Genomic DNA, 21,090 nt, shown 5'->3' with positions numbered 1-21,090 from the left:
ATACGTAGGTAAAAGTGGAAATGGAGTGATAATTATGGCATTTGTTGCGATCTATACTGTTGGCAGGTTAAAACATCCGAATGAACATCCTGCTTCTCGTGAGTTTTTTGAAGTTGGACACAAAGTCATTCGACAGGCTTCTTCTTCCGGGCAGCTTATAAAGGAGTTTTCACCTGATGGAGTGCCCTTCCCAGAGGAAGTGATCAAAGGTGAAGGTTCTCCTATTCTTACACTAACAGTATGGAGAAGTCTTCAATCTTTATATCGTTTTACCTATTCAGGTAAACATAAGCAAGCGCTACGAGACAGGAGCAAGTGGATTGAACCTCATCAAGAGAAACAGCCTACATATGTGGTGTGGTGGACGGAAATGGTGAAGGATGTATCCTGGGAGGAGGCTTTCAAGAGATACAACCATTATATTCAGCATGGACCAACTCCATTTGCGTTTGACTATAAGCATGCATTTGATGAATGTGGGAAGACGCTCTTGGTTAACTAGCCAGGGGCATTCTTTTTTAATCCAATAAGGATGAAATAATCTCTTTACTATTGAACTGCAGCGAGCTCGGTATATCCTCCCGATTTGATTTCAAGGCAAAATATTGTATGTCTGTACGATCTTGAAAAAGTCTATACCGCAATATACTCGTATCAGCTGCAACTGCACTTATTATCTGTTCATAGAATTGGCCTTGAGTCATCATATCTTCTGAAACTAAGTGAAAAATGCCTTTAAGCTTATTATTAATAATGAACCTCAATTGTTTTGCTAACTGAACATCCAAAAGATTGTTACATACCAAATTACTGTACACATCGATCTCTTTATTCTCTTTTATGCTTTCCTTCATTACGTTCCATCTTGGCGAATTCTTACCCCATATCGCTGGGATTCGGATCATCATCGCGCGCTCACCTAAAATTTCTTTTAACATACTCTCGCATTCAATTTTAAAATTTCCATAATCTGATTCGGAAATAGGTAGATCTGTTTCAGAGTGTGGCTTTGAATAGTCCCCATCAAAAACATTAGTAGTAGAAAAGTAATACAAACGGCTACCACTCCCACGTAGTTCCATTGCCAATTCTTTATGAAACTTGAGCTGATGTTCAAACTCTCCTCTTAGGCAAGATATCACAATGTCGGGTTTAATTGAGCGTATAATTTCTCTCAACTTATCGGTTTGTTGAAGTTCTAATTTCATCTGCTTACCTTCTTGGAGACTGGTTAACGTAGAAGAATATGTTCCATAGAGGTCAAAACCATCTCTAAATTCTTCTATTAAAGCTATTCCTACAAGACCGCTTGCACCTAGAATAAGTACCTTTTCCATCGAAATCCCCCATCCTCTCTTTTATTATAAAACGAATAATAACTTAAAAAAGATACTTAGTATCTAACCTTATGATGAAATTTTTATTTGTGGATGGTAAGATAAAAAATATAAGTAAACCAAATAATCATTTTAGTTAACTTTTAATATATTAATACCTGTCGAACTGGGGGTTAATTATGTATAAGCTACGTGGACATCATCTTTTTTGCCTTTTGGGTTATCGGGGAATGGGTTATTCCCAAGAATACGTGGAAAATATGACGCGCTTGCATCAAACCTTGAGAGAGAACCCTAAGACGTTGATTCAGCTTGTAAAAGGACCCGATCAATTATGTGAAAAGTACCCGAACACTGGCGATTACCACTGTCAGGATGCCAACCTCTATGATAGGGATGCTTTTATTTTAGAAAAAATGGACCTTCTAATCGGGCAAATCCTAAAGTGGGAAGACATTGAGTCCCGCATCAAAAAACATGTCATCCCCACCGATATCCAAACAGTCTGCGAAACCTGCCACTGGCGTACCTACGGGGTTTGCGAAGAAGGCATTCAAGAAATTCTTGATGGGAAGGGCTTAAGAGAAGTGAAATAAGCCCTCCCCTTTTTTTGCTTGAGTTTATTTAATGAATATCATGCTTTCTGAAATTGCCACCCTTTACCTCTGCTACGTCATAGACAGTAACAAAGGCCTTTGGATCAATTTCATTGATGATTTCCTTTAGCTTGGTTTCTTCTAAGCGATTAATAACGCAGGTGATTTCTTTAAACATTTCATTCGAAAAGCCGCCATACGCTTCCTTATACGTTGCCCCACGGCCTAAGCGATCACGAATGGTCTCGATCATTGATTCAGGTTGAGTCGTGATAATAAGGAAGGTTTTCGAGCCGCTTAACCCTTCTTCGACAATATGAATGACTTTTGAAGCGATAAAGTAGGCAATGGCCGAAAGGAATGCCCCTTGGAGACCGAATACGGTGGAAACGAAAATAAATACAAAGGTATTTAAGAAGAGAATAAGGTCACTTGTCCCAAACGGCAATTTCCGCGAGAGCAGGACGGCAAGCATATCAATGCCATCTAACGCACCGCCATTACGTAACGCTAACCCCATCCCAAAACCGAGGATAATCCCGCCCACTACAGTAATTAACAAGGTATCCCCTTCAATAATAGCCGGGGTATGGTGCATGAGGCTTGTCCCAACAGCTAAAGAAATGATTCCTATTATCGAAAAAATGGCGAAGCTTTTACCAATCTGTTTATAGCCTAACCAAATGAAGGGAAGGTTCAATAAGGCAATGAGAATTCCTAGCGGTAAACCAAACAGCTCGGAGCCAACGATGCTAAGCCCCGTCACGCCTCCATCGGATACGTTGTTTGGAATTAATACCGTTTCGAGTCCATAGGCCGCAATAAATCCACCGAGGATGACCATGAATCCTCTTAAAATCATTCTAAGTTTACTCGTCTTATTCTTTTTAATCGTACCCATCAAATTCCTCGCTTTGTTTGTTTTATTTATTTAAGTTTACCATAACACTCTCCTTAACCTATTCTGCCCTGCCTACTTCCATAAAGACAAGCAGCTTACAGGGAAAAATGGTCGCTCAAAGTTAAAAAGACGTCGCATAGAGAGGTTCTATGATCCCGATTCCTTTCCGTAATGACGGGAAAGGTCGCATAGAGAGGTTCTATGAACCCTTTTCCTTTTCGGCACGACGAGAAAGGTCGCATAGAGAGGTTCTATAAGCTCGATTCCTTCTCGGAACGACGAGAAAAGTCGCGTAGAGAGGTTCTATGAACCCTTTTCCTTCTCGGAACGACGAGAAAGGTCGCGTAGAGAGGTTCTATAAGCTCGATTCCTTCTCGGAACGACGAGAAAGGTCGCGTAGAGAGGTTCTATGAACCCTTTTCCTTCTCGGAACGACGAGAAAGGTCGCGTAGAGAGGTTCTATGAACCCTTTTCCTTCTCGTAACGACGGGAAAGGTCGCGTAGAGAGGTTCTATGAACCCTTTTCCTTCTCGGAACGATGAGAAAGGTCGCGTAGAGAGGTTCTATGAACCCTTTTCCTTCTCGGAACGACGAGAAAGGTCGCGTAGAGAGGTTCTATGAACCCTTTTCCTTCTCGGAACGACGAGAAAGGTCGCGTAGAGAGGTTCTATGAACCCTTTTCCTTCTCGGAACGACGAGAAAGGTCGCGTAGAGAGGTTCTATGAACCCTTTTCCTTCTCGGAACGACGAGAAAGGTCGCGTAGAGAGGTTCTATGAACCCTTTTTCTTCTCGGAACGACGGGAAAGGTCGCGTAGAGAGGTTCTATGAACCCTTTTCCTTCTCGGAACGGCGGGAAAGGTTGCTGCGACCTCTGACCTCTATTAAAGTCAGTTGAATCTTGTCCGAATTTGCCTCGCCTTTTGACAATGTTAATTGCTTTTTCCTCGACTCTGTCCGAAGTTCCAAAACCCCCTATAAAATCAATATAATCGTCCCAACCGTAATAAGGACTCCGCCCAAAATCTTATGTTTTGCTACTTTCTCTTTTAAAATGAGAAAGCTCAACACCATCGTGAGCACGACACTAAATTTGTCGATGGGAGCTACGACCGAAACATCCCCTAAGGCAATCGCGGCAAAATAGCACAGCCACGACAAACCAGTTGCTACACCTGATAAGATAAGAAAAAGATAGCCCTTTTTGGAGATCCCCCGCAACTCCTTAAAGGTCCCTTGAAACAACACGATCCCCCATGCAAAAAAGAGGATGACAACAGTCCGCAAAAAGGTACCGACATTCGAATCGACCCCTTCAAGCCCTATTTTTGCTAAAATAGCCGTTAACGCCGCAAAAACAGCCCCTATAATCGCATGCACAATATAACTTTGCGATCCCGTAAATCGTTTCTTCTCTTCGTTTTTCCCAATCAAGATAAACGTACCAATGGAAATAATGGCCCCTCCCGCAATGACCACGGCTTTAGCAGGCTCTCTCAACACAAGAACCGATAAAATAATGGTCAGCACAATACTGGCCTTATCAATTGCCACGACTTTAGACACTTCTCCTATTGCCAGAGCCCTGAAGAAAAACAGCCATGACAAACCCGTTGCAATGCCCGAAAGCCCAATAAACAGTAGGGCTTTATTGGTAATTGCCGAGATCGTTTGAAGTTGACCAGTCACCAAGACCACGATAAAGGCCATCACCACCACAACGATGGTTCGAACCGCCGTGGCTAAATTGGAATTGACGTTCTCCATTCCGATCTTGGCTAATATCCCGGTTATTGCTGCAAACAAAGCGGCCAGTAATGCCAACACTACACTCATATCAAACCCTACTTTTCCTTGAAATATGAGAATCGTCCGAAATGCCTTTTAAGATAATATATCTTTCCCTCGTTAATAGCAAAATATAGTAAAATAATTGGGAACCACAATTTTATTAAAAGGGGTGACTACCCTTGCCAGATTGGTCGTATCATACGCTATTCAAACCGATTCTTCATCGGCTACCCCCGTCCTTTAGTCGGGAGTTTATTCATCGCGGGATGAGCCTGTTATCCTCGACCTTCATTGGGGGAAAAATGATTGAATTCCTTGGTCACATGACCCCGTCGAAAAAATTGGAGAGACAACTATTCGGCCTTCCCTTCCCTACGCCGGTTGGGCTAAGCGGCAAAATCGACCCGCAACTATCAGGGCTTCAAGCCTTTCAAAACCTTGGGTTCGGCTTCGTCGAGATTGGTCCGGTCTCCCTTCACGGTTTAATAGGGAAGGAAGAACTGGACGTTCACGAACAGACCCTAAGTATGACCGATTTTTCTATTAAGCTAACTACCGTTAAAGATAAACTTCACTCTTTGAAAAAGAAGAAAGTCCCCTTTTTCATAAGGGCCGAGGGGTCATTAGAAGAAGTCGAGCAGCTTTGCGAAGAGCTCCTCGCTTTTAGTGATGGGTTTATCGTCAATGGCGATGCGTTTCCTTCACCTGACCACTTTCATCTTTTTCAAAAAAAAGTAAATAAACCTGTTATATTAGCCTATTCAGCAGACAACATAACTAATCTAGAAAACTATCACCCTAGTGGAATCCTCCTTGAAGGATGTCACCGTGATACACTCGTCACATTAAGGAAATCGCTAGGCAATGGCGTTCCCATCATTACGTCAGGTGGAATCAGGGAACCACAGGATGGGGTCGCCTTATTGGAACACGGCGCTTCCCTTGTGATGCTGGGCTTTGAGTATGTGTTTTCCGGACCTGGCTTGCCAAAGCGGATTAACGAGACCTACAGCGACATGTTGCCGAAGGAGTCCGTGAAGATAGATGGCTGGCTTTGGTATTGGCTGTTTGGCTTGGCGATTACAGTCGCTGGATGCATTGCCCTGTTTTTCAGCATGACGTCAATTATTCTTCCATACGATGAATCGTTTTTGGGCATGCTTCGAAACGATCTCGTCCAGTTCAATCCGGCCATCTTATACTTTATGGCCCATGACCGGATGACCCTTTCGGGGACCATGATTTCTGGTGGTATCATCTATATGCAGCTGGCGAGGCATGGGATTCGGCACAGCCTCCATTGGGCGAGAAAAGCAGTTAATATTGCCGGTACGATTGGGTTTCTTGGCATTTTCTTATTTATCGGCTACGGCTATTTCGACTGGCTTCATGGGCTGTTTTGGCTGGTTTTATTACCTTTATTTATTTTGGGCTATGTAAAATCAAGAGCGGCGAACAAGACACCAACAAGTATCAACCGCTTCAATCATCGCAAATGGAAATGGAGCTTGATTGGGCAATTATCCTTTGTCATACTCGGGTTCGCCTTAACGATTGGCGGCGGCGTCATCTCCGTCATTGGCGCATCCCATGTTTTTGTCCCAACGGATCTGACTTATTTATGTCTCACTCCAGACATGCTCAATGCGTTCAATGACCGATTAATCCCTGTGATTGCCCATGACCGGGCGGGGTTCGGCAGCGCCTTGTTAAGTGTCGGTCTGCTTGTCTTGATGCTGGCCTTATGGGGCATCCGCGAAGGCGAACGCTGGGTTTGGTGGACGTTTACACTTGGTGCCCTTCCCGCCTTTTTATCCGGACTACTCACGCATTTTGTCATTTCCTACACGGATTTCGTCCACTTACTACCTGCCTATTTCGCCGTCGGGCTCTATCTTGTCGGCGTCATTTGTACGGCCCCGTTTTTATTCATACGAAAATAAGCCAACATCACTGTTGGCTTGTTTTCACTTCTATTGTGAGATGTGTAAAATTTCATAAATGGTTTGATTGCTAGATGGGGCCACTTCTGGTTTTTCTTGAAAAAAGCTGAAGTGGCTATAGCCCCATTTATCAGGATTATAAATTAAGAAATTCCCACTCTTTGCTTCTGCATTTTTGACGTACTGATCCACTGCAGTGAATGAAAAATCGACTAATGATTGCTGTTTTGGAATGCGCCCCGCATATTCAACCGCGTATCTACTTTTAGCAAAATTCTCTTCCAAGGATACATTCAACGGTACTCCAATGTTAATATGCTGCCATCCGAATGAAGCTAAAATATTGTCATAATACCCGTCGAAGACAAAAGAATTCATCCCTTGTGCTGTATTCCAGATATATAAGGGTGAATAGGAATTGTATAGGTTGCCGTTCTTCACAGTTTCAGTCGTTAAATAAGCCTTAAACAACAGCCCCGGAAATCCATCTGTCTTATGCCCGTTTTCTTGCACCCGTAGTCTAATAATATCCATATCATAATCCGCTGGTAAAACAACCTTATATTGCATACCTATCATACGTACCACTCCTCTTATTCGCTATAAAATAATGGTAACTTTTGGTTCTAGTGGTGTAAAATAGGTGTTATTGATGAGTGGCATCATTTTAAATGATGGGGTGGAGTGAAATGGAGTTAAATGATCTGATTATCTTTAAAACGGTAGTTGATAAAGGGTCCATCACGAAAGCGGCCAAAGAATTAGGCTATGTTCAACCAAATGTATCTGAACGAATTAAAAAACTCGAACAAAAGCTAGAGGCCCCTTTATTTCATCGGAATCACAAAGGCATTTCGTTACTTCCTTCTGGAGAAATCTTGCTGGAGTATGCGAATCGAATCTTACATTTAGTGGATGAAGCAAAACGTGAAATTAGAGTCGATGGGGAGACGTTTCGTATTGGAACCTCCACAACCATATTGTCCTCTTATTTAAAAAACCGGATTAAAGAAGATTTTATGAAGTATCAATTAATTATTTAGTCTAGCAGTCAATTGCAGCCATTGTTACTTCAACAAAAAGTAGATATGATCATTACGTATAGGAATCATGCGGATCCTGAATTTGTAGAAGTATTCCGCTCCAAGCTTTCTATGAGCCTGCAAAAAGCAAAAGGAAAACTAGTTCCTGATTATGCCGATGAGTTTTTCTTCGTTAGTCACGATACACAGTGTCCTTTTCGTATGCATACCGTTGCATTCATGGAGGAGCATGGACTCTCCCAGCGGAAACTCCATCAGGTGGATTCTTATTCCTTAATCAGGGAATTTGTTGTTCAAGGAAAAGGGGTAGCGTTCTTGCCCAGTAACGTGGTGGATGTAGACACGATCGATGAGTTATCGACTGCAGATCTTCCTATTTACTTTTATATTCATCGGGCCTCCCAGAAACGAATTCCGAATGACATTTTTTAAAAAGAAAAAGTACAATCAGGGACAGTCCCCCAAACTGGTAAAGCGTTAAAGCACCGGGGGACTGTCCCCATTATAGTTCTTTTTGGTCTACATTTAGTTCAATCAGATTCCCATCTGGGTCGGCGCAGAATATCTGGGCGAAGCCGCTTTTTCCGTTTGGTTTTTCGAGGACTTCCACTTCATTCTGCTTCAACCATTCCAAAGTGTCATAGTAGTTCGCCACTCTGAGGGCAAAGTGACCTTCTCGGCTGGATAAGCGTTTATCCTGACGAATCGTCTGCGAAGAAGGTTCGACGATCAAGTGAAGCTGTTGGCCCTCGATTTCGTACCAGGCGCCTGGAAAGTCAAAAGCCGGACGCGGTATCTCCTTTAAACATAAAATCACACTATAGAACTCTTTTGCTTTTTCCAAATCTATCACCGTCAAACTTACATGATGGAGGCATTTGTATGTAATCAAACCCTTCCCTTCTTTCCTTAAGATGTAGGCTCAAGAGGAAGGCTGCTCAATTGCACTTTCTTAGTAGCGATTTCCTTTAAGCCCCTTCGGATCATGAGAAAAACTACAATCCATGATACGAGCATCAGGAAGATTTGTCCAACAGGGAACATTCCTGGTATAGGCGTGTCCCATAACGCATGCATCAACACAACGAGAGCGAAAACCCGGATAAATCTTGGCTTGAACAGCATGTTCAGTTCAAATGTCTTGTTCCCTTGGACCCGGCAAAAGGCGGCCCCTGTTAAAGCAGCCCACGCCACATGCCCGCCGGGAGCCAAAAAGCTGCGCATTAGGATGGTTGAATACAAGCCCGGAAAACTACCAGATAGGAGTGCTCTTAATGAATAGCCAGCCGTTTCAAACGCAGCGAAACCCGCTCCGACCGCAGCCCCTAACAAAAGTCCGTTCAGAACGTAGCGGTATTTTCTTGTTCGCACGAAAAATATGACGACTAGCGCTTTGGCCAGTTCTTCTACAATTCCAATTGTAATCGGATTGATGTTATTTTTTAATATATTAAAAAAGAGCAACGCCACTAACATCGAGAGGATTCCGCCAATAAAGACGACATAAATGATTCTATAAATAGCAATATTCTGCGGCGCATTCATTTCCCAAAAGAAGATCAGTGTCGAGATAGGAACAGCAAACGCCCCAACAATGATAAGCCCTGGTATAAAGTTGATATTTTTAAATAAACTTACCCCCACATACAATCCTATGAATGCAATAAGAGCAAACAGAAATACCCTCGCGAACAGCCAAGGCTTCGGCCACGTTTCCTTTACTTCTTCAAGTTTGGGTGTTGTTAGTGCGGTTCCCACTACGAAAAGTCGTTCAGCCTCCAGTTCACTATGCTTTCGAAATACCCGAGAGAAGATATTTTGAAATTTAGGCTCCACCGAGCGTGCATACTTCGGCACCATGTCGACATACGTGGCAAACTCATAAAAAAGGCTATTTGAATCTTGAGGTGTGTCGCCGTCCCCTAAAAAGGTAAAACCGCAATTGAGACAATACTTTCCCTCATGCTTATTGTCATAATCACATTCCGGGCATTTCATGTAGGATCCCCCTCTTTATATACGACTCTTGAAAATTCATCTTTTTACTTTCCCCTTTAAACCATTGTTATATTAATTTTTTGATAATAAAAAAGAGCTAATCGACCATTTTAATCGATTAGCTCTTTCTATTAGGTTGGTTGGATATTTGTCGATTTTCGTTTTTTCCTTAAGACCCGTGTCTCCAGAAAATAAGTAGGGATGATGATGGCTGCCCAGATGGCAAAGTAATTAAGAACGACTAAAAATGGGTTGCCGCTGCCACCATGTCCTTCTCTTCCGTCTCTATCACCAAATCTCCCTCTATGAAAATCTTCTCCGTTAGGCGGTTCCTGATTCGAATTTGCGGTAGTTGTTGTAGTTCCAGTGTTTCTATTAGCAGATGCCTGCCCGCTTTGTCGCATTTGCTCCTGCTTGAAATTAATCATGCTTGGTGTAGCGGTTGAGGCAAACCATTGGATTCCACCTGCCAAAATGGCGAGTGACAGGACAACGGATGCGATTACACCTTTTCGAAGCTTTCCTCCCTTGGATTTAAACGCTCTTTTACAGATACTCATAACCCATTGCCAATGTACCCCAACATGGAAACCAACAAACGCAAGAGTAGCATCTGCAGATAATCCATGGATTTCACGTAGGGCGTGTCCCCCTTGAACGGAAAGACTTGGAAAAACGACTTTCGAAATAAAGATTCCCGTGATAATAACGGTTGCCATTGAAACTAAAAGTAATATATTTAACAGATAACTAAATCGTGTTTTCTTAGGAAGTTTGGGATCAAAAATCTTTTTGGTTGTATTGATTACCCATTGGTAGTTCAATCCGATGTGCCCTAGAATAGCCACGCCTATAACAATACCCGCGATTTCATGGAACGGTAACCCGTCTAGAACTCTAGGATTCATGTGCAACACAAACGTGATAGCCATCAACAAATCCAGTACAATTTTTGTATAATTCTTTTTCATAATCATTCCTCCAAATTCACTCATAACCTTAACTGTTTTTCATTTTATTGGAGGAATCTTAAGATAACCTTAAGAAAATTAACATGCCCTTTTTGGGCGTTCTTATTGACTGAGGGGCGAGTTGGATTCGGACACGGCTATCCTTAAATTCTTCAACTCCGTCCGAATCCACCACCTCCGATTAGGACTTGATAGCCCTAGGAACAAATGTTTTTAAAATAACACTGTATAAAAGAGTATATAGCTGAAAAAAATACCATTATTAATGTTTCTTAGGAGAGGTCATACGCATGGCATATGAAGAAGGGCTCGCCCAATCAGAAAAAGCCTATCACCAATTAACCGAGGTCAGTTCTTTATTTGCAAAAGCTGTGAGAGAAGATTTTCTTTCTACATGGCAATGGTGGTTTGGTCTGGCATTGTTTATCGTCCCATGGATTATTTGGTTCCTATTCCGGGATAAAAATAGTACGGGACGTCTTCTTTTAGGAGGCTTATTGACCGTCATTTTTTCGCTTACAATCGATCTTGCTGCTTTATCTCTTGGGCTGTGGTCTTACCCAATGACAATCATCCCTCTGGCACCTTTTCTATTTTTACCTTATCACTATTCTTTAGCACCCGTTGGGGTTATGCTCGCTCTACAGATTAAGCCAAAGATGAATCCCTTATTAAAAGGAGCCATATTCTCTGCCCTGGCTGCTTTTGGAGCGATGAAGTTCTTTGACGCAATCGGCTTTTATGACCCGAAACATTGGTCCTCTTTTTATGATTTTATTATTTTTCTACTACTTTACTTTACAGCTTATTGGGTTACAAAGATGGAGAGCTTTGCTAAATTAGATAAGGAATCAAGCTAAGAAGCATATTTTTGCTTCTTTTTATTTTCTTTGTAAATGCCTAAAGCTAGGTATGCATCCAATCATACGTAGGTGAAGGCTCATAATCTACTGTGACATGACATGAAAGGATGATATGAATGTATTATTACATCTTATATCACCACTACCATCCGTGGTATAAACCAATGATAGTTCCCATTATTCCTCCACCGCCGGTACCACCAGCTGCAGTTACTTACCGGAATTTTTTGATGGGATACTAGTTTTCAATGCCCTGAGTGGATTTTTCTTGTTCACACCCTTCCAAGATCTAAGTCATTCATCGACTATGTCCGTTTCAACAATGGTCGATCAGGGTATTTTAATGTAGAGACTTGGATAAGGAGTGAATGACTATGGGTAAAAAAATTGCTGTTGTCGTAACTGATTATTTTGAGGACTCCGAATATATGGAACCGGTACAGTCCTTTAAGGAAAAAGGCCATACGCTTACAACAATCGAAATGGAGAAGGATAAAACGGTGAAGGGAAAGCAGGGAACGAGTGAAGTCGTCATTGATGCAAGCATTGATGATGTCTCTCCTGAGGATTTTGATGCACTCTTCATTCCAGGTGGATTTTCACCGGATCTTCTTCGTGCAGACAAGCGCTTTGTCCTCTTCGCCAAAGCATTTATGGATGCTAAAAAACCTGTTTTCGCCATTTGTCACGGCCCCCAACTGCTTATCACAGCTGAAACGCTTCAAGGGCGTGATGTAACGGGCTATAAATCTATTCATGTAGATCTAAAGAATGCTGGTGGTCATTTGCATGACAAAGAAGTAGTCGTGTGCCAGAATCAGCTGGTTACCAGTAGACAGCCGGATGACATACCAGCATTTGTTGAAGAGAGTTTGCGAATATTAGGATAGCAGAAAGGCAGTGGGATGTTCCCTCTGCCTTTTTAAGACTTTTATCGTTTGATTAAAGAGAATTCTACAAAAATGTGAAGGAATTCTACAAAATTTTAATTAATTCTACAAAATCGGAGAAGTATTCTACAAAGTTTGGAAATAAGTTTCCAATTTCACTTCAAAATAACAAATTCACAGAGAAATTCTACAAAATTGAGAGCGAATTCTACAAAATTTCAACTTATTCTACAAAACCAAGAAAGAATTCTACAAAAATCGGAAATTATTTTCCAATGCACCAAACCAAGTTAAAAGGAGTCCCATTCATGATTTAAGCTATTTTTTCTTGTGAAAGATTAACTATCTCTCGATTAGGTCTTTCTGTAATCATTGTAGTTGGGAACAAATGTATTTTCCCTTTTAGATAGAAGCCATTTCTTAAAAACTTTATTGGTTCGCCAGATAACAAAAAAAGCTAATCGACCATCGTCAATTAGCTTTTCTACCCTTATTGATTCCCTTTTTTAACCCATTCTGCCACTGTAACTGTACGTTTCGCTTGGTGTTTAACTGCAGCCTGTACATCTTCAATCATTTTTCCATCTTGCCCCACTGTAACACTTGTTCCATAAGGGTTTCCACCAGCACCGAAGGTTACAGGATCTGTATAACCAGGAGCAGCAACGATTGCACCCCAGTGATACATAGTCGTATATAGCGATAATATTGTAGCCTCTTGTCCGCCATGTGAATTTTGTGCAGAGGTCATCGCACTTACAACCTTATTAACCAGTTTGCCATTAAACCATAGACCGCCAGTTGTATCGAGGAATTGCTTCATTTGTGAAGGCATGTTACCAAATCTAGTAGGCACACTGAAAATGATGGCATCTGCCCATTCTAAGTCTTCCAATTGAACCTCTGGTACATCGTTTGTTGCTTCTACATGCGCTTTCCAAACCGGATTTCCTTCAATCGCTGATTGTGGCGCAAGTTCTGGAACTTTTACTATTTTCACCTCCGCACCAACTTCTTTTGCTCCTTCTTCGGCCCATTTTGCTAGTTGATAGTTAGTTCCACCCATGCTGTAATAAACAACAGCTAATTTTACATTTGTCATTTTTCCTGTCTCCTTATCAGATGAATTTCCAAATAACTTGGATAAGATACCCACTTAAACACACCACCTATTATGTCTATTTTTTACAAATACATTCATTTATTTAATGATTACCCTGCGATACCAGTCAGCTGCAGCATCAACCTCTTGAAGTGTTAATTGATGCCCTCTGTTCTCCCAATGAAGTTCCACATTTGCATGAGCCTTTTCTAATATGGATTGTAGTTCGTTCGATTCCATTGGCGAGCAAATCGGATCATTTGTCCCAGCAGCAATAAACACCGACTTACCTGATAAGTCAGGAAGATCGATTCCTTTTCTTGGTACCATGGGGTGATGGAGAATGGCACCCTTTAAGGAGTTTTGATAATGGAACAATAAACTTGCGGCTATATTCGCACCGTTAGAGTATCCAATAGCGATTATGTTATCTCGGTCGAAACCGTACTTTTCTGCTGCTTCATCTAGGAATTCATTTAGTTCTTTTGTTCGAAAAATAAGGTCTTCTATATCGAATACTCCCTCAGCTAATCTTCGGAAAAATCGAGGCATTCCATTTTCTAATACATTTCCGCGAACGCTCAATACAGAAGCTTCATCATCTATTCTTCCTGCAAGAGGCAACAAATCTAACTCATTGCCACCCGTACCATGAAGCAATAATAACGTTGGTTTTGTTGGATCTTGTCCTTTATTGAATATATGTTTCATTATTTATCTCCTTCCAGAACTCGAACCTCCACTTGCGGTAAGGTTTCTTCTAATTCTTCTCTTTTGGACTCTAACCAAGACGGTAGCATAAGTTTTTTTCCAAGTTCATGAGCAGGTTCATCCACCGTAAAACCTGGTGGATCGGTCGCTATTTCGAAGAGGATTCCCCCTGCTTCATGAAAGTAAAGAGCCTTGAAGTAGTTTCGGTCAAGAATCTCTGTCGGATAATACCCATTTTCTAGAAGAAGGGATTTCCACCTTCGTTGATCTTCCTCATCCTTTGCTCTCCATGCTATATGGTGAACCGTTCCGGCTCCCATCAGTCCCCGGACTGATGGATTTAACTGAATATCAATAGTATTCCCAACATTTCCTTCAGACTTCAATCTTAGAAATTCATTCTCTTGTCCCATGCATTCTAATCCCAAAACATTTTCCAGTACATCTATTGTTTTATGTGGCTGTGCCGATAACAGAACAGCACCGCCAAATCCTTTAATCGCATTTTCTGGTTGAACTCCACCAAAACTCCAAGTACTCCTAGGTCCTTCATCTCGTTCAGTCAATTCAATTTGAAGTCCGTCAGGGTCATTAAACTTTAAATATTTTTCACCAAAGCGATCAGAAGAAGTAAATTCAACTCCGAATTTACCTAATCGTTTCTCCCAAAATGGAGCGGTATCTTGCGGGATAACATAACTAGTTACGCCGACCTGCCCCGTTCCAATTCGACCTTTCAGCTGTTTAGCCCAAGGAAAAAAAGTTATAACAGTACCTGGTTGGCCCGTGTCATTCCCAAAATAAAGATGGTACACTTCTGGCCGATCGAAATTAATCGTTTTTTTTACAAGTCGTAACCCCAGTACACCTGCATAAAAGTCGATGTTCCTTTGAGCATCATTCACCATTGCTGTAATATGATGGATCCCTGCAGTTTTTTGCATGCTATCCCCTCCATTTTTCAATGGGTTTTAAAACGATTTAATTCGGTCTTTCAATTTCAAAAATCTCACCAATTTTTGCGTAATTATTGCCAGCCAATCTGCTAACCGCGGCTAAGCCCCTTGTATCGATTCTTCCATTTTCATAAATGTCTCTTTCGATATGAAATTGAACAACTTTTCCTATTATCAAATCACACCCCGGCGTATCCAAGCCACCCAATTCCAAGGAATGCTCTACTAAACATTCCATTCTGATTTTCGCTTCCTTCACTCCAGGAACTAATATTTTCATACTATCTACTGGAGTTAAGTTAGCTAAATCTATCTCACTTTGATCAGGAGGAAGGTTTGCTGCTGTTTTATTTATCTCTTCAACATTTTGCTCATCAACGATATGAACCACAAATTGCTTGGACTCGATCATGTTTCTCGCTGTATCCTTTTGTCTCCCTGATGAACGTTGGATCGATAAAGAAATCATTGGGGGATTAGATGACACGATATTAAAATAACTAAATGGTGCCCCATTTAAAACGCCGTCTTTTGAAAGCGTTGTGACAAAAGCGATTGGCCTAGGTATGATGCTACCTATTAGAAATTTATAATTGTCTCTTTCAGATAATGATGCAGGATCGATTGAAAGCAAAGAAATCATTCCTTTTCACATAATCAGTCTAGGTCTCTTATTTTAAACGGTAGCAAAGCTCGTTCAATTTGTGCTCTTTGCGGCTCATACTGTGATGGCAGCATTAATTTTTCTCCCATTGTTGCTACAGACTCATCATGAGCAAAACCTGGAGGATCCGTTGCGATTTCAAACAGGATTTCTCCGTGCTCTCTAAAGTAAATCGCATTAAAGTAGTTTCTATCCTGAACAGCAGTCACACCATAGCCATTTGCCGCCACATATTGCTGCCAATCAAGTTGATCCTGGTCATCCATCGCACGCCATGCGATATGGTGAACGGTTCCTACCCCCATTCGCCCGCGGCCAATCGGAGTTAATTTAAGGTCAATCACATTCCCAATATCCGCCGTGGAACGATAACGAGCAAAGTCTTCTTCTTTACCGATTAATTCAAGGCCCATTACTTTTTCTAATAATTCCGCCGTTCTATTCGGCTGGGTAGATAATAGAGTGGCTCCGCCAAAGCCTTTAATCGCCACTTCAGGGGTGACGTCACCGAAGGTCCAATGATTGACCTCCCCATCTTCTCTTTCAACAATTTCCAAGTGAAGACCGTGTGGATCATCAAACTCCAGATACTGCTCTCCGAAGCGTTCCATGATAGTAAAAGGAACATTGAACTTTTCTAACCTTTTTTTCCAAAAGTCCATGGCACCGATTGGAACAACGTATGATGTGACACCTACTTGGCCGTCTCCAATGGTTCCTTGACGAGCACCAGCCCATGGAAAAAATGTAATGATGGTTCCAGGCTTTCCACCTTCATTCCCGAAATAAAGGTGATACGTACCTGGATCATCAAAATTCACTGTTTGCTTAACTAAACGCAGACCCAACACTCCTGCATAAAAATCCACGTTTTCTTGGGGATGCCCAACGATGGCTGTAATATGGTGAATACCCATTGTTTTCTTGCTCATTATTTAACCCTCCTTATAAAAATCCAATGGTTATCGCAAAATCAGTATTTTTAAAAGAAAAATATATCTAGCGCATATTTGCCAGGTCCAATTAAAGCGACACCAATAGCAACTGCCACTATAGTTAGGTTATATTCATATCCATTTGATGTTGCCCATAATCCGTTTGGAGCATGCACTTTTACAATAGCCATAATCATAGTCCCTGCAATCATCAGTGCCGCAAGCGGAGTTAAGAATCCTACAGCAAACAAAATCCCACCAATAAGTTCTGCCAATCCTGCGAAAAGCGCCATCGTTACTCCTGGTTTCATTCCAATGGATTCAAACCAGCCTCCTGTACCTTTTAATCCGTAGCCTCCGAACTTACCAAACAATTTTTGAGCCCCATGACCAATGAATAATACACCAACAACTAAACGAATGATTAATAAACCTAAATTTATCATTATTATTTCCTCCTAAAGTTTTATTTATCTCGAATTCGAGATATATTTTCAAAAAAATATTATCTTTCATTACTTACCTTTTTCAAAAGTTTAACCAGTTGCTCAGACTCATGAGAATCTAAGGCACCAAACATGTGATCAACTAATTCTTGATGTTTCGGCATGATTTCCTCCATCAAGCTGTTGCCATGATCAGTTAAAGCTACATGTATGGCTCTCCGATCATTTGGACAAGCACTGCGATTCAACAAGCCTTTCTGCTCCAATCTATCAATAACATAGGTCATAGAACCACTAGAAATTAATATCCTGTGACCAATTTGTTGTATGGTTTGTTTTCCTTTGTTATAAAGCACTTCGAGAACAGAAAATTCTGTAATACTAAGTTTGTATTTTGTCATTTCCAACTTCATTCTCTCCTGAATTTCTTTGGATGTTTGCATCAATACAAGAAAGGGCAAATTGGTACATTTTCTGTTCATCCTCTCACCTCCTGTTTTATTTTGAATTAAGATATCTTGAATCTGAGGTAATCATAAAACTTTTTTACGTTTATGTCAATAGATCGTTTTAAATAAATGAAAGATTGATTTTTAGGCATATAAAAAATCAACCATGTATATGGTGAAACACGGGAGGAATAAACATAAGGGGGGCTTATAATGCTTACAATAGCTATTATCTTTACTGCTATTGCAGCCGTTATAACCATTGCAGCAGTGATTCAGTCGATAAGGGATCGGAATTAATGATTAAACCCCCTTCTCATTTGAGAAAGGGGCTTGTTTTTTGTGGAGAGAAAATATGTTGAAACGTTTAATTAGGCACTATTTTTTTGCAGATAGGGAAGCAAGCGCAGATGGATTGAATCCTTTCACGATGAGCCAGACGGCTAAAATCATTTCGTTCGCTGCCACTGGCAGTGACAAGAGGCTCCATACAGAAATTTGTTGAATGACACCGAACATGACTAACAATCCATAAATAAAAACAAGTGTTGCCCCTGTCATACCCAAGATTGAAATAAACTTTGGCACGAGCTTGGTTTTATAAAATATATAACTGTACATCATCGTATTGATCCCCAGCATGAAAAGGGGGCCAAGCATAAATGTCCAGTCATGAATGGCTTTTAATACAGTTCCCGACGCTTGAAAAGAGGCAGTATCCTGGGGCCCAGCTGCTACAAATTCCCGGCTTAAGGTCAATAAGGACAGTACGCTGATAACACCAATAGTAATAATAATGGCTTCAAGAAACCTGAAGCATACATGCCAAAGAGCGATCGTTTCATTATATTTTCTTAAAATGGGGAACATGGTCGTTGCCGTACCAACCGCTGATGCGACAAGAATTAACTCCATAAGTGCCCCCAATATCACCTGATTTGCGTGTTCGGAACCTTTAATCAAATAATCGGGGCCGTTTAGGATCGGATCGTATAAAAGAAGACCGATGACCGCCGTAACGGCTGCCAGTATAAACAGGACTCCCACCAATTTTGCTGCCTTCTTGTTTGAATTCATCTTTGTCTCCCCTTTTCATAAATTCAAAAACACTCTTAATCCTTACAGCTTTTTATGGTCTCCGTAAAAGAATACCTCTTCTAACGGTAAGTTGAAGGCGTGAGCAATGCGAAAAGCGAGTTCTAGAGATGGGGAGTAGTTTCCCTTTTCGAGAGCCACGATGGTTTGTCTTGTTACACCCACCTTGTCAGCCAATTGCTGCTGGGTCATTTCATCATGATTGAATCGTAATTTTCGAATGTGATTGCCGACAAGAATTTTGCCCATTTTATACTCCTCTCCTATAGTGATAAAGTTTCGTAATGGAGCCGGTCACATCGGAAAGGAATCCTGAAATGATCAGGATCATGAACATCACCTGTGACGGCTGATATAAAACAAGCGACCCCATTGCAAGTAGAAAGCCGATGATGAACACAAAGAATGAATTTCGATTTGCTTTTAGGTCAATTAACTTATCTAGTTCATCGGCGAATTTCGGTTCCTTTTCTTTGGTTGTTATTCTGAAGACGATGTTAAAAATAATGCTGATTAAGATGTGCGCGACTATTGATACCACAGTCAAGATGAGGACAAAGGAACCCCAATAGCGAAAGGTTTCTGTCGACCCCAGCCCCCCTTCAGGATGCTGAGGATACATGTATAAGCTATAGGAAACGAAGATGAGTATGGCGCTGATCAACGATACGATGCTTTTCTTTTCTTGATACGTCATGGTTTACACCCCTTGCACTCTAAATTCCAAATTAGGTAAAATTTGTTATACATAATGTAACATGAACTATACATGATGTAAAGCAAACTTTACATAAATAGGCGGCACTGGCTAATGGTTTCAAAGTTATAGTAGTTTAAACTGTATTTTGGGTAGGGTGCCCAGGTAAATAGCTTGGTTGTTTGGATGTTTTGGGTGGTGGTGGTTGATATGTTGTTGAAAGTGGTCGATAAATTTAAAAAGTGGACGATATCCTTTGGGAAGTGGACGATATCCAGCAACAAGTGGTTGATATCCTTTTGAAACCGGCCGATATCGGTTTTTTGCACCCGGACAAGGACTCTTTGGGTAAACAATCGAGGCTATTGATGACCGAAATAAAAGGTGCGTAAATCCTAAGAATTTACACACCTTGATTTTATTATTCAATTCGTCCAGTTGATTTTCGCATTAAAATATAACTTATAAGATATGTAAAACTAGTAATCCCAAACAGAAGGAATATTCCCGGAGTCATTAGTAAATATAGACTTAAAGGTAAAGACCAAATGAAAGCAATTAACATAAAAATTGTTTTTGAGCGATAATAAGAAAAAATGGCTACCAATGCCGGAAACACCAGCATAAATAAGGTTATGAATGTGGTATCGTTACTAGCTTGATTTGAGTATGGATTGAAGAAGTTTAAGATAAGCCATAAGATGATGGATACGATTGCCGCAACTAAACCAATAGCGGATGGTTTACTTGGCATTCACTTATCCCCTCCTTTTTATATACAACAATACCATAAATAACCAATATATAATAATAGATAAGCGATTGTCGTCGATCAGCAATCGCCAACTAGTAAAATAAAAAAGTTAATAGCTTGGAAATAACATCAGAACTGCCAGGCGTCAATAATAGTAAGGATGTAAGGATAAACACGAATCCAGTTACGAATAGCAACATTGCTTTTTTTACGGTGACAAAAAAGCCTTTTAGTACACCTACACCAAGAAGGACTACACCTATAAAGAGTAATAGTAAATAATAGAACCCCATTCCCACTCACCTCATAGTTCTGACCCACTAAAGGTCATTTTGTCTTATAACTTTGTATGCATAGTAATTTTATGTATGTAGTTATTCTATGTATAAGATTAAACTATGATACCCTTTAAGTGAATATTTTTGTAATATTTTTCCTGTTCTAATTATTTTTCGCTATTTTTACCCATTAAAGCCACTAAAGTAGCAGCTGAAGCTACGTATTTAGACAGCTATGCTCTCCCACAACACCATCCTGTCCGAATCCTGGGCTCATTTAGACAACTTGCCTCTTCTACAGCTTCATCCTGTCCAAATCCTGGGCTCATTCAGACATCTTTCCTCTTTTCCAACGCCATCCTGTCCGAATCAAAGGCTCATTTAGACACCTTTGCTCTTCCATATCGTCATCCTGTCCGAATCAAGAGCTCATTCAGACAACTTTCCTCTTCCATAACTCCATCCTGTCCGAATCAAGAGCTCATTCAGACAACTTGCCTCTTCCCCATCGCCATCCTGTCCGAATCCTGGGCTCATATAGACAACTTGCTTCTCCCACAACACCATGCTGTCCGAATCAAGAGCTCATTTAGACAACTTTCTTCTTCCCCAACACCATCCTGTCCGAATCAAGAGCTCATTCAGACAACTTGCCTCTTCCACATCGCCATC

Annotated in this window: 24 protein-coding genes and 1 pseudogene; 6 read left to right on the top strand and 19 right to left on the bottom strand. The window is 41.0% G+C overall.

The genetic code is table 11. The features are described from left to right. Positions 1-34: 34 nt before the first annotated feature. Positions 35-502: a DUF3291 domain-containing protein gene (locus RCG25_RS01605; protein WP_308081943.1), complete on the top strand. Its 468-nt coding sequence runs from the start codon at positions 35-37 to the stop codon at positions 500-502. A 16-nt stretch (positions 503-518) separates the two neighbouring features. Here the strand turns inward: RCG25_RS01605 and RCG25_RS01600 are convergent, their stop codons facing one another. Beyond that, on the bottom strand, positions 519-1,337 hold the full coding sequence (locus RCG25_RS01600) for a sugar nucleotide-binding protein (protein WP_308081942.1): 819 nt from the start codon (positions 1,335-1,337) through the stop codon (positions 519-521). Between the two features lie 179 nt (positions 1,338-1,516). On the opposite strand from RCG25_RS01600, the gene RCG25_RS01595 reads away from it, so the two are divergent. Beyond that, positions 1,517-1,933 carry a DUF1284 domain-containing protein gene (locus tag RCG25_RS01595; RefSeq protein ID WP_308081941.1) on the top strand — a complete coding sequence of 139 codons (417 nt, stop codon included), beginning with the start codon at positions 1,517-1,519 and terminating at the stop codon, positions 1,931-1,933. 28 nt (positions 1,934-1,961) lie between these two features. Here the strand turns inward: RCG25_RS01595 and RCG25_RS01590 are convergent, their stop codons facing one another. Together RCG25_RS01590 and RCG25_RS01585 are read right to left on the bottom strand one after the other, a co-directional pair. Further along, positions 1,962-2,834, bottom strand: a complete 873-nt coding sequence (locus tag RCG25_RS01590; protein ID WP_308081940.1) for a YitT family protein — start codon at positions 2,832-2,834, stop codon at positions 1,962-1,964. A gap of 973 nt (positions 2,835-3,807) precedes the next feature. Continuing rightward, positions 3,808-4,668 carry an EamA family transporter gene (locus RCG25_RS01585; RefSeq protein ID WP_308081939.1) on the bottom strand — a complete coding sequence of 287 codons (861 nt, stop codon included), beginning with the start codon at positions 4,666-4,668 and terminating at the stop codon, positions 3,808-3,810. 257 nt (positions 4,669-4,925) lie between these two features. Here RCG25_RS01585 and RCG25_RS01580 point away from each other — a divergent pair, with 257 nt between their 5' ends. After that, positions 4,926-6,566, top strand: a complete 1,641-nt coding sequence (locus RCG25_RS01580; protein WP_308081938.1) for a beta/alpha barrel domain-containing protein — start codon at positions 4,926-4,928, stop codon at positions 6,564-6,566. A 30-nt stretch (positions 6,567-6,596) separates the two neighbouring features. Here RCG25_RS01580 and RCG25_RS01575 read toward each other — a convergent pair whose 3' ends face one another. Beyond that, positions 6,597-7,145 (bottom strand): DUF4865 family protein, encoded by a 549-nt coding sequence (locus tag RCG25_RS01575; RefSeq protein WP_308081937.1) that lies wholly within the window; start codon positions 7,143-7,145, stop codon positions 6,597-6,599. A 110-nt stretch (positions 7,146-7,255) separates the two neighbouring features. On the opposite strand from RCG25_RS01575, the pseudogene RCG25_RS01570 reads away from it, so the two are divergent. Further along, positions 7,256-8,041: pseudogene (locus tag RCG25_RS01570) on the top strand (LysR family transcriptional regulator). Positions 8,042-8,111: 70 nt separating this feature from the next. Here the strand turns inward: RCG25_RS01570 and RCG25_RS01565 are convergent. From RCG25_RS01565 to RCG25_RS01555, 3 genes are all read right to left on the bottom strand, one after another. Further along, on the bottom strand, positions 8,112-8,501 hold the full coding sequence (locus RCG25_RS01565) for a VOC family protein (protein ID WP_308081936.1): 390 nt from the start codon (positions 8,499-8,501) through the stop codon (positions 8,112-8,114). Between the two features lie 17 nt (positions 8,502-8,518). Further along, positions 8,519-9,607: a PrsW family intramembrane metalloprotease gene (locus RCG25_RS01560; protein ID WP_308081935.1), complete on the bottom strand. Its 1,089-nt coding sequence runs from the start codon at positions 9,605-9,607 to the stop codon at positions 8,519-8,521. 131 nt (positions 9,608-9,738) lie between these two features. Further along, positions 9,739-10,578 (bottom strand): DUF4405 domain-containing protein, encoded by an 840-nt coding sequence (locus RCG25_RS01555; protein WP_308081934.1) that lies wholly within the window; start codon positions 10,576-10,578, stop codon positions 9,739-9,741. 290 nt (positions 10,579-10,868) lie between these two features. On the opposite strand from RCG25_RS01555, the gene RCG25_RS01550 reads away from it, so the two are divergent. Both RCG25_RS01550 and RCG25_RS01545 read left to right on the top strand, forming a co-directional pair. Beyond that, entirely contained in the window at positions 10,869-11,438 is a 570-nt protein-coding gene (locus RCG25_RS01550; protein WP_308081933.1) for a CBO0543 family protein, read from the top strand. A 377-nt stretch (positions 11,439-11,815) separates the two neighbouring features. After that, a complete protein-coding gene (locus RCG25_RS01545) occupies positions 11,816-12,331 on the top strand; it encodes a type 1 glutamine amidotransferase domain-containing protein (RefSeq protein ID WP_308081932.1) in 516 nt (171 codons plus the stop codon). A gap of 490 nt (positions 12,332-12,821) precedes the next feature. Here RCG25_RS01545 and wrbA read toward each other — a convergent pair whose 3' ends face one another. From wrbA to RCG25_RS01485, 12 genes are all read right to left on the bottom strand, one after another. After that, positions 12,822-13,433, bottom strand: a complete 612-nt coding sequence (wrbA, locus tag RCG25_RS01540) for an NAD(P)H:quinone oxidoreductase (protein WP_308081930.1) — start codon at positions 13,431-13,433, stop codon at positions 12,822-12,824. A 99-nt stretch (positions 13,434-13,532) separates the two neighbouring features. Then, positions 13,533-14,144, bottom strand: coding sequence for an alpha/beta hydrolase (locus RCG25_RS01535; RefSeq protein ID WP_308081929.1), 612 nt, complete (start codon positions 14,142-14,144; stop codon positions 13,533-13,535). Next, a complete protein-coding gene (locus RCG25_RS01530) occupies positions 14,144-15,088 on the bottom strand; it encodes a ring-cleaving dioxygenase (protein ID WP_308081928.1) in 945 nt (314 codons plus the stop codon). The genes RCG25_RS01535 and RCG25_RS01530 overlap by 1 nt, the downstream gene beginning before the upstream one ends. 37 nt (positions 15,089-15,125) lie before the next feature. After that, positions 15,126-15,734 carry a flavin reductase family protein gene (locus RCG25_RS01525; protein WP_308084076.1) on the bottom strand — a complete coding sequence of 203 codons (609 nt, stop codon included), beginning with the start codon at positions 15,732-15,734 and terminating at the stop codon, positions 15,126-15,128. 23 nt (positions 15,735-15,757) lie between these two features. Next, the gene (locus RCG25_RS01520; RefSeq protein WP_308081927.1) at positions 15,758-16,696 is read right to left on the bottom strand and encodes a ring-cleaving dioxygenase; all 939 of its coding nucleotides are present in this window, start codon (positions 16,694-16,696) and stop codon (positions 15,758-15,760) included. A 50-nt stretch (positions 16,697-16,746) separates the two neighbouring features. After that, entirely contained in the window at positions 16,747-17,145 is a 399-nt protein-coding gene (locus RCG25_RS01515; RefSeq protein WP_308081926.1) for a DoxX family protein, read from the bottom strand. 59 nt (positions 17,146-17,204) lie between these two features. Next, positions 17,205-17,627, bottom strand: coding sequence for a MarR family winged helix-turn-helix transcriptional regulator (locus RCG25_RS01510; RefSeq protein ID WP_308081925.1), 423 nt, complete (start codon positions 17,625-17,627; stop codon positions 17,205-17,207). Between the two features lie 345 nt (positions 17,628-17,972). Then, positions 17,973-18,671, bottom strand: coding sequence for a DUF4386 domain-containing protein (locus RCG25_RS01505; RefSeq protein ID WP_308081924.1), 699 nt, complete (start codon positions 18,669-18,671; stop codon positions 17,973-17,975). Positions 18,672-18,713: 42 nt separating this feature from the next. Continuing rightward, positions 18,714-18,938, bottom strand: coding sequence for a helix-turn-helix transcriptional regulator (locus RCG25_RS01500; RefSeq protein WP_308081923.1), 225 nt, complete (start codon positions 18,936-18,938; stop codon positions 18,714-18,716). A gap of 1 nt (position 18,939) precedes the next feature. Beyond that, positions 18,940-19,386, bottom strand: coding sequence for a hypothetical protein (locus RCG25_RS01495; protein ID WP_308081922.1), 447 nt, complete (start codon positions 19,384-19,386; stop codon positions 18,940-18,942). Positions 19,387-19,807: 421 nt separating this feature from the next. Continuing rightward, complete coding sequence (locus RCG25_RS01490; protein ID WP_308081921.1) at positions 19,808-20,140, bottom strand: hypothetical protein; 333 nt, start codon at positions 20,138-20,140, stop codon at positions 19,808-19,810. Positions 20,141-20,232: 92 nt separating this feature from the next. Further along, complete coding sequence (locus RCG25_RS01485) at positions 20,233-20,433, bottom strand: hypothetical protein (RefSeq protein WP_308081920.1); 201 nt, start codon at positions 20,431-20,433, stop codon at positions 20,233-20,235. Positions 20,434-21,090: the final 657 nt, after the last annotated feature.

It is taken from the genome of Neobacillus sp. PS2-9 (assembly GCF_030915525.1).
Taxonomy (GTDB): domain Bacteria; phylum Bacillota; class Bacilli; order Bacillales; family Cytobacillaceae; genus Neobacillus.
This window is presented reverse-complemented; position numbering and strand designations above follow the sequence as displayed.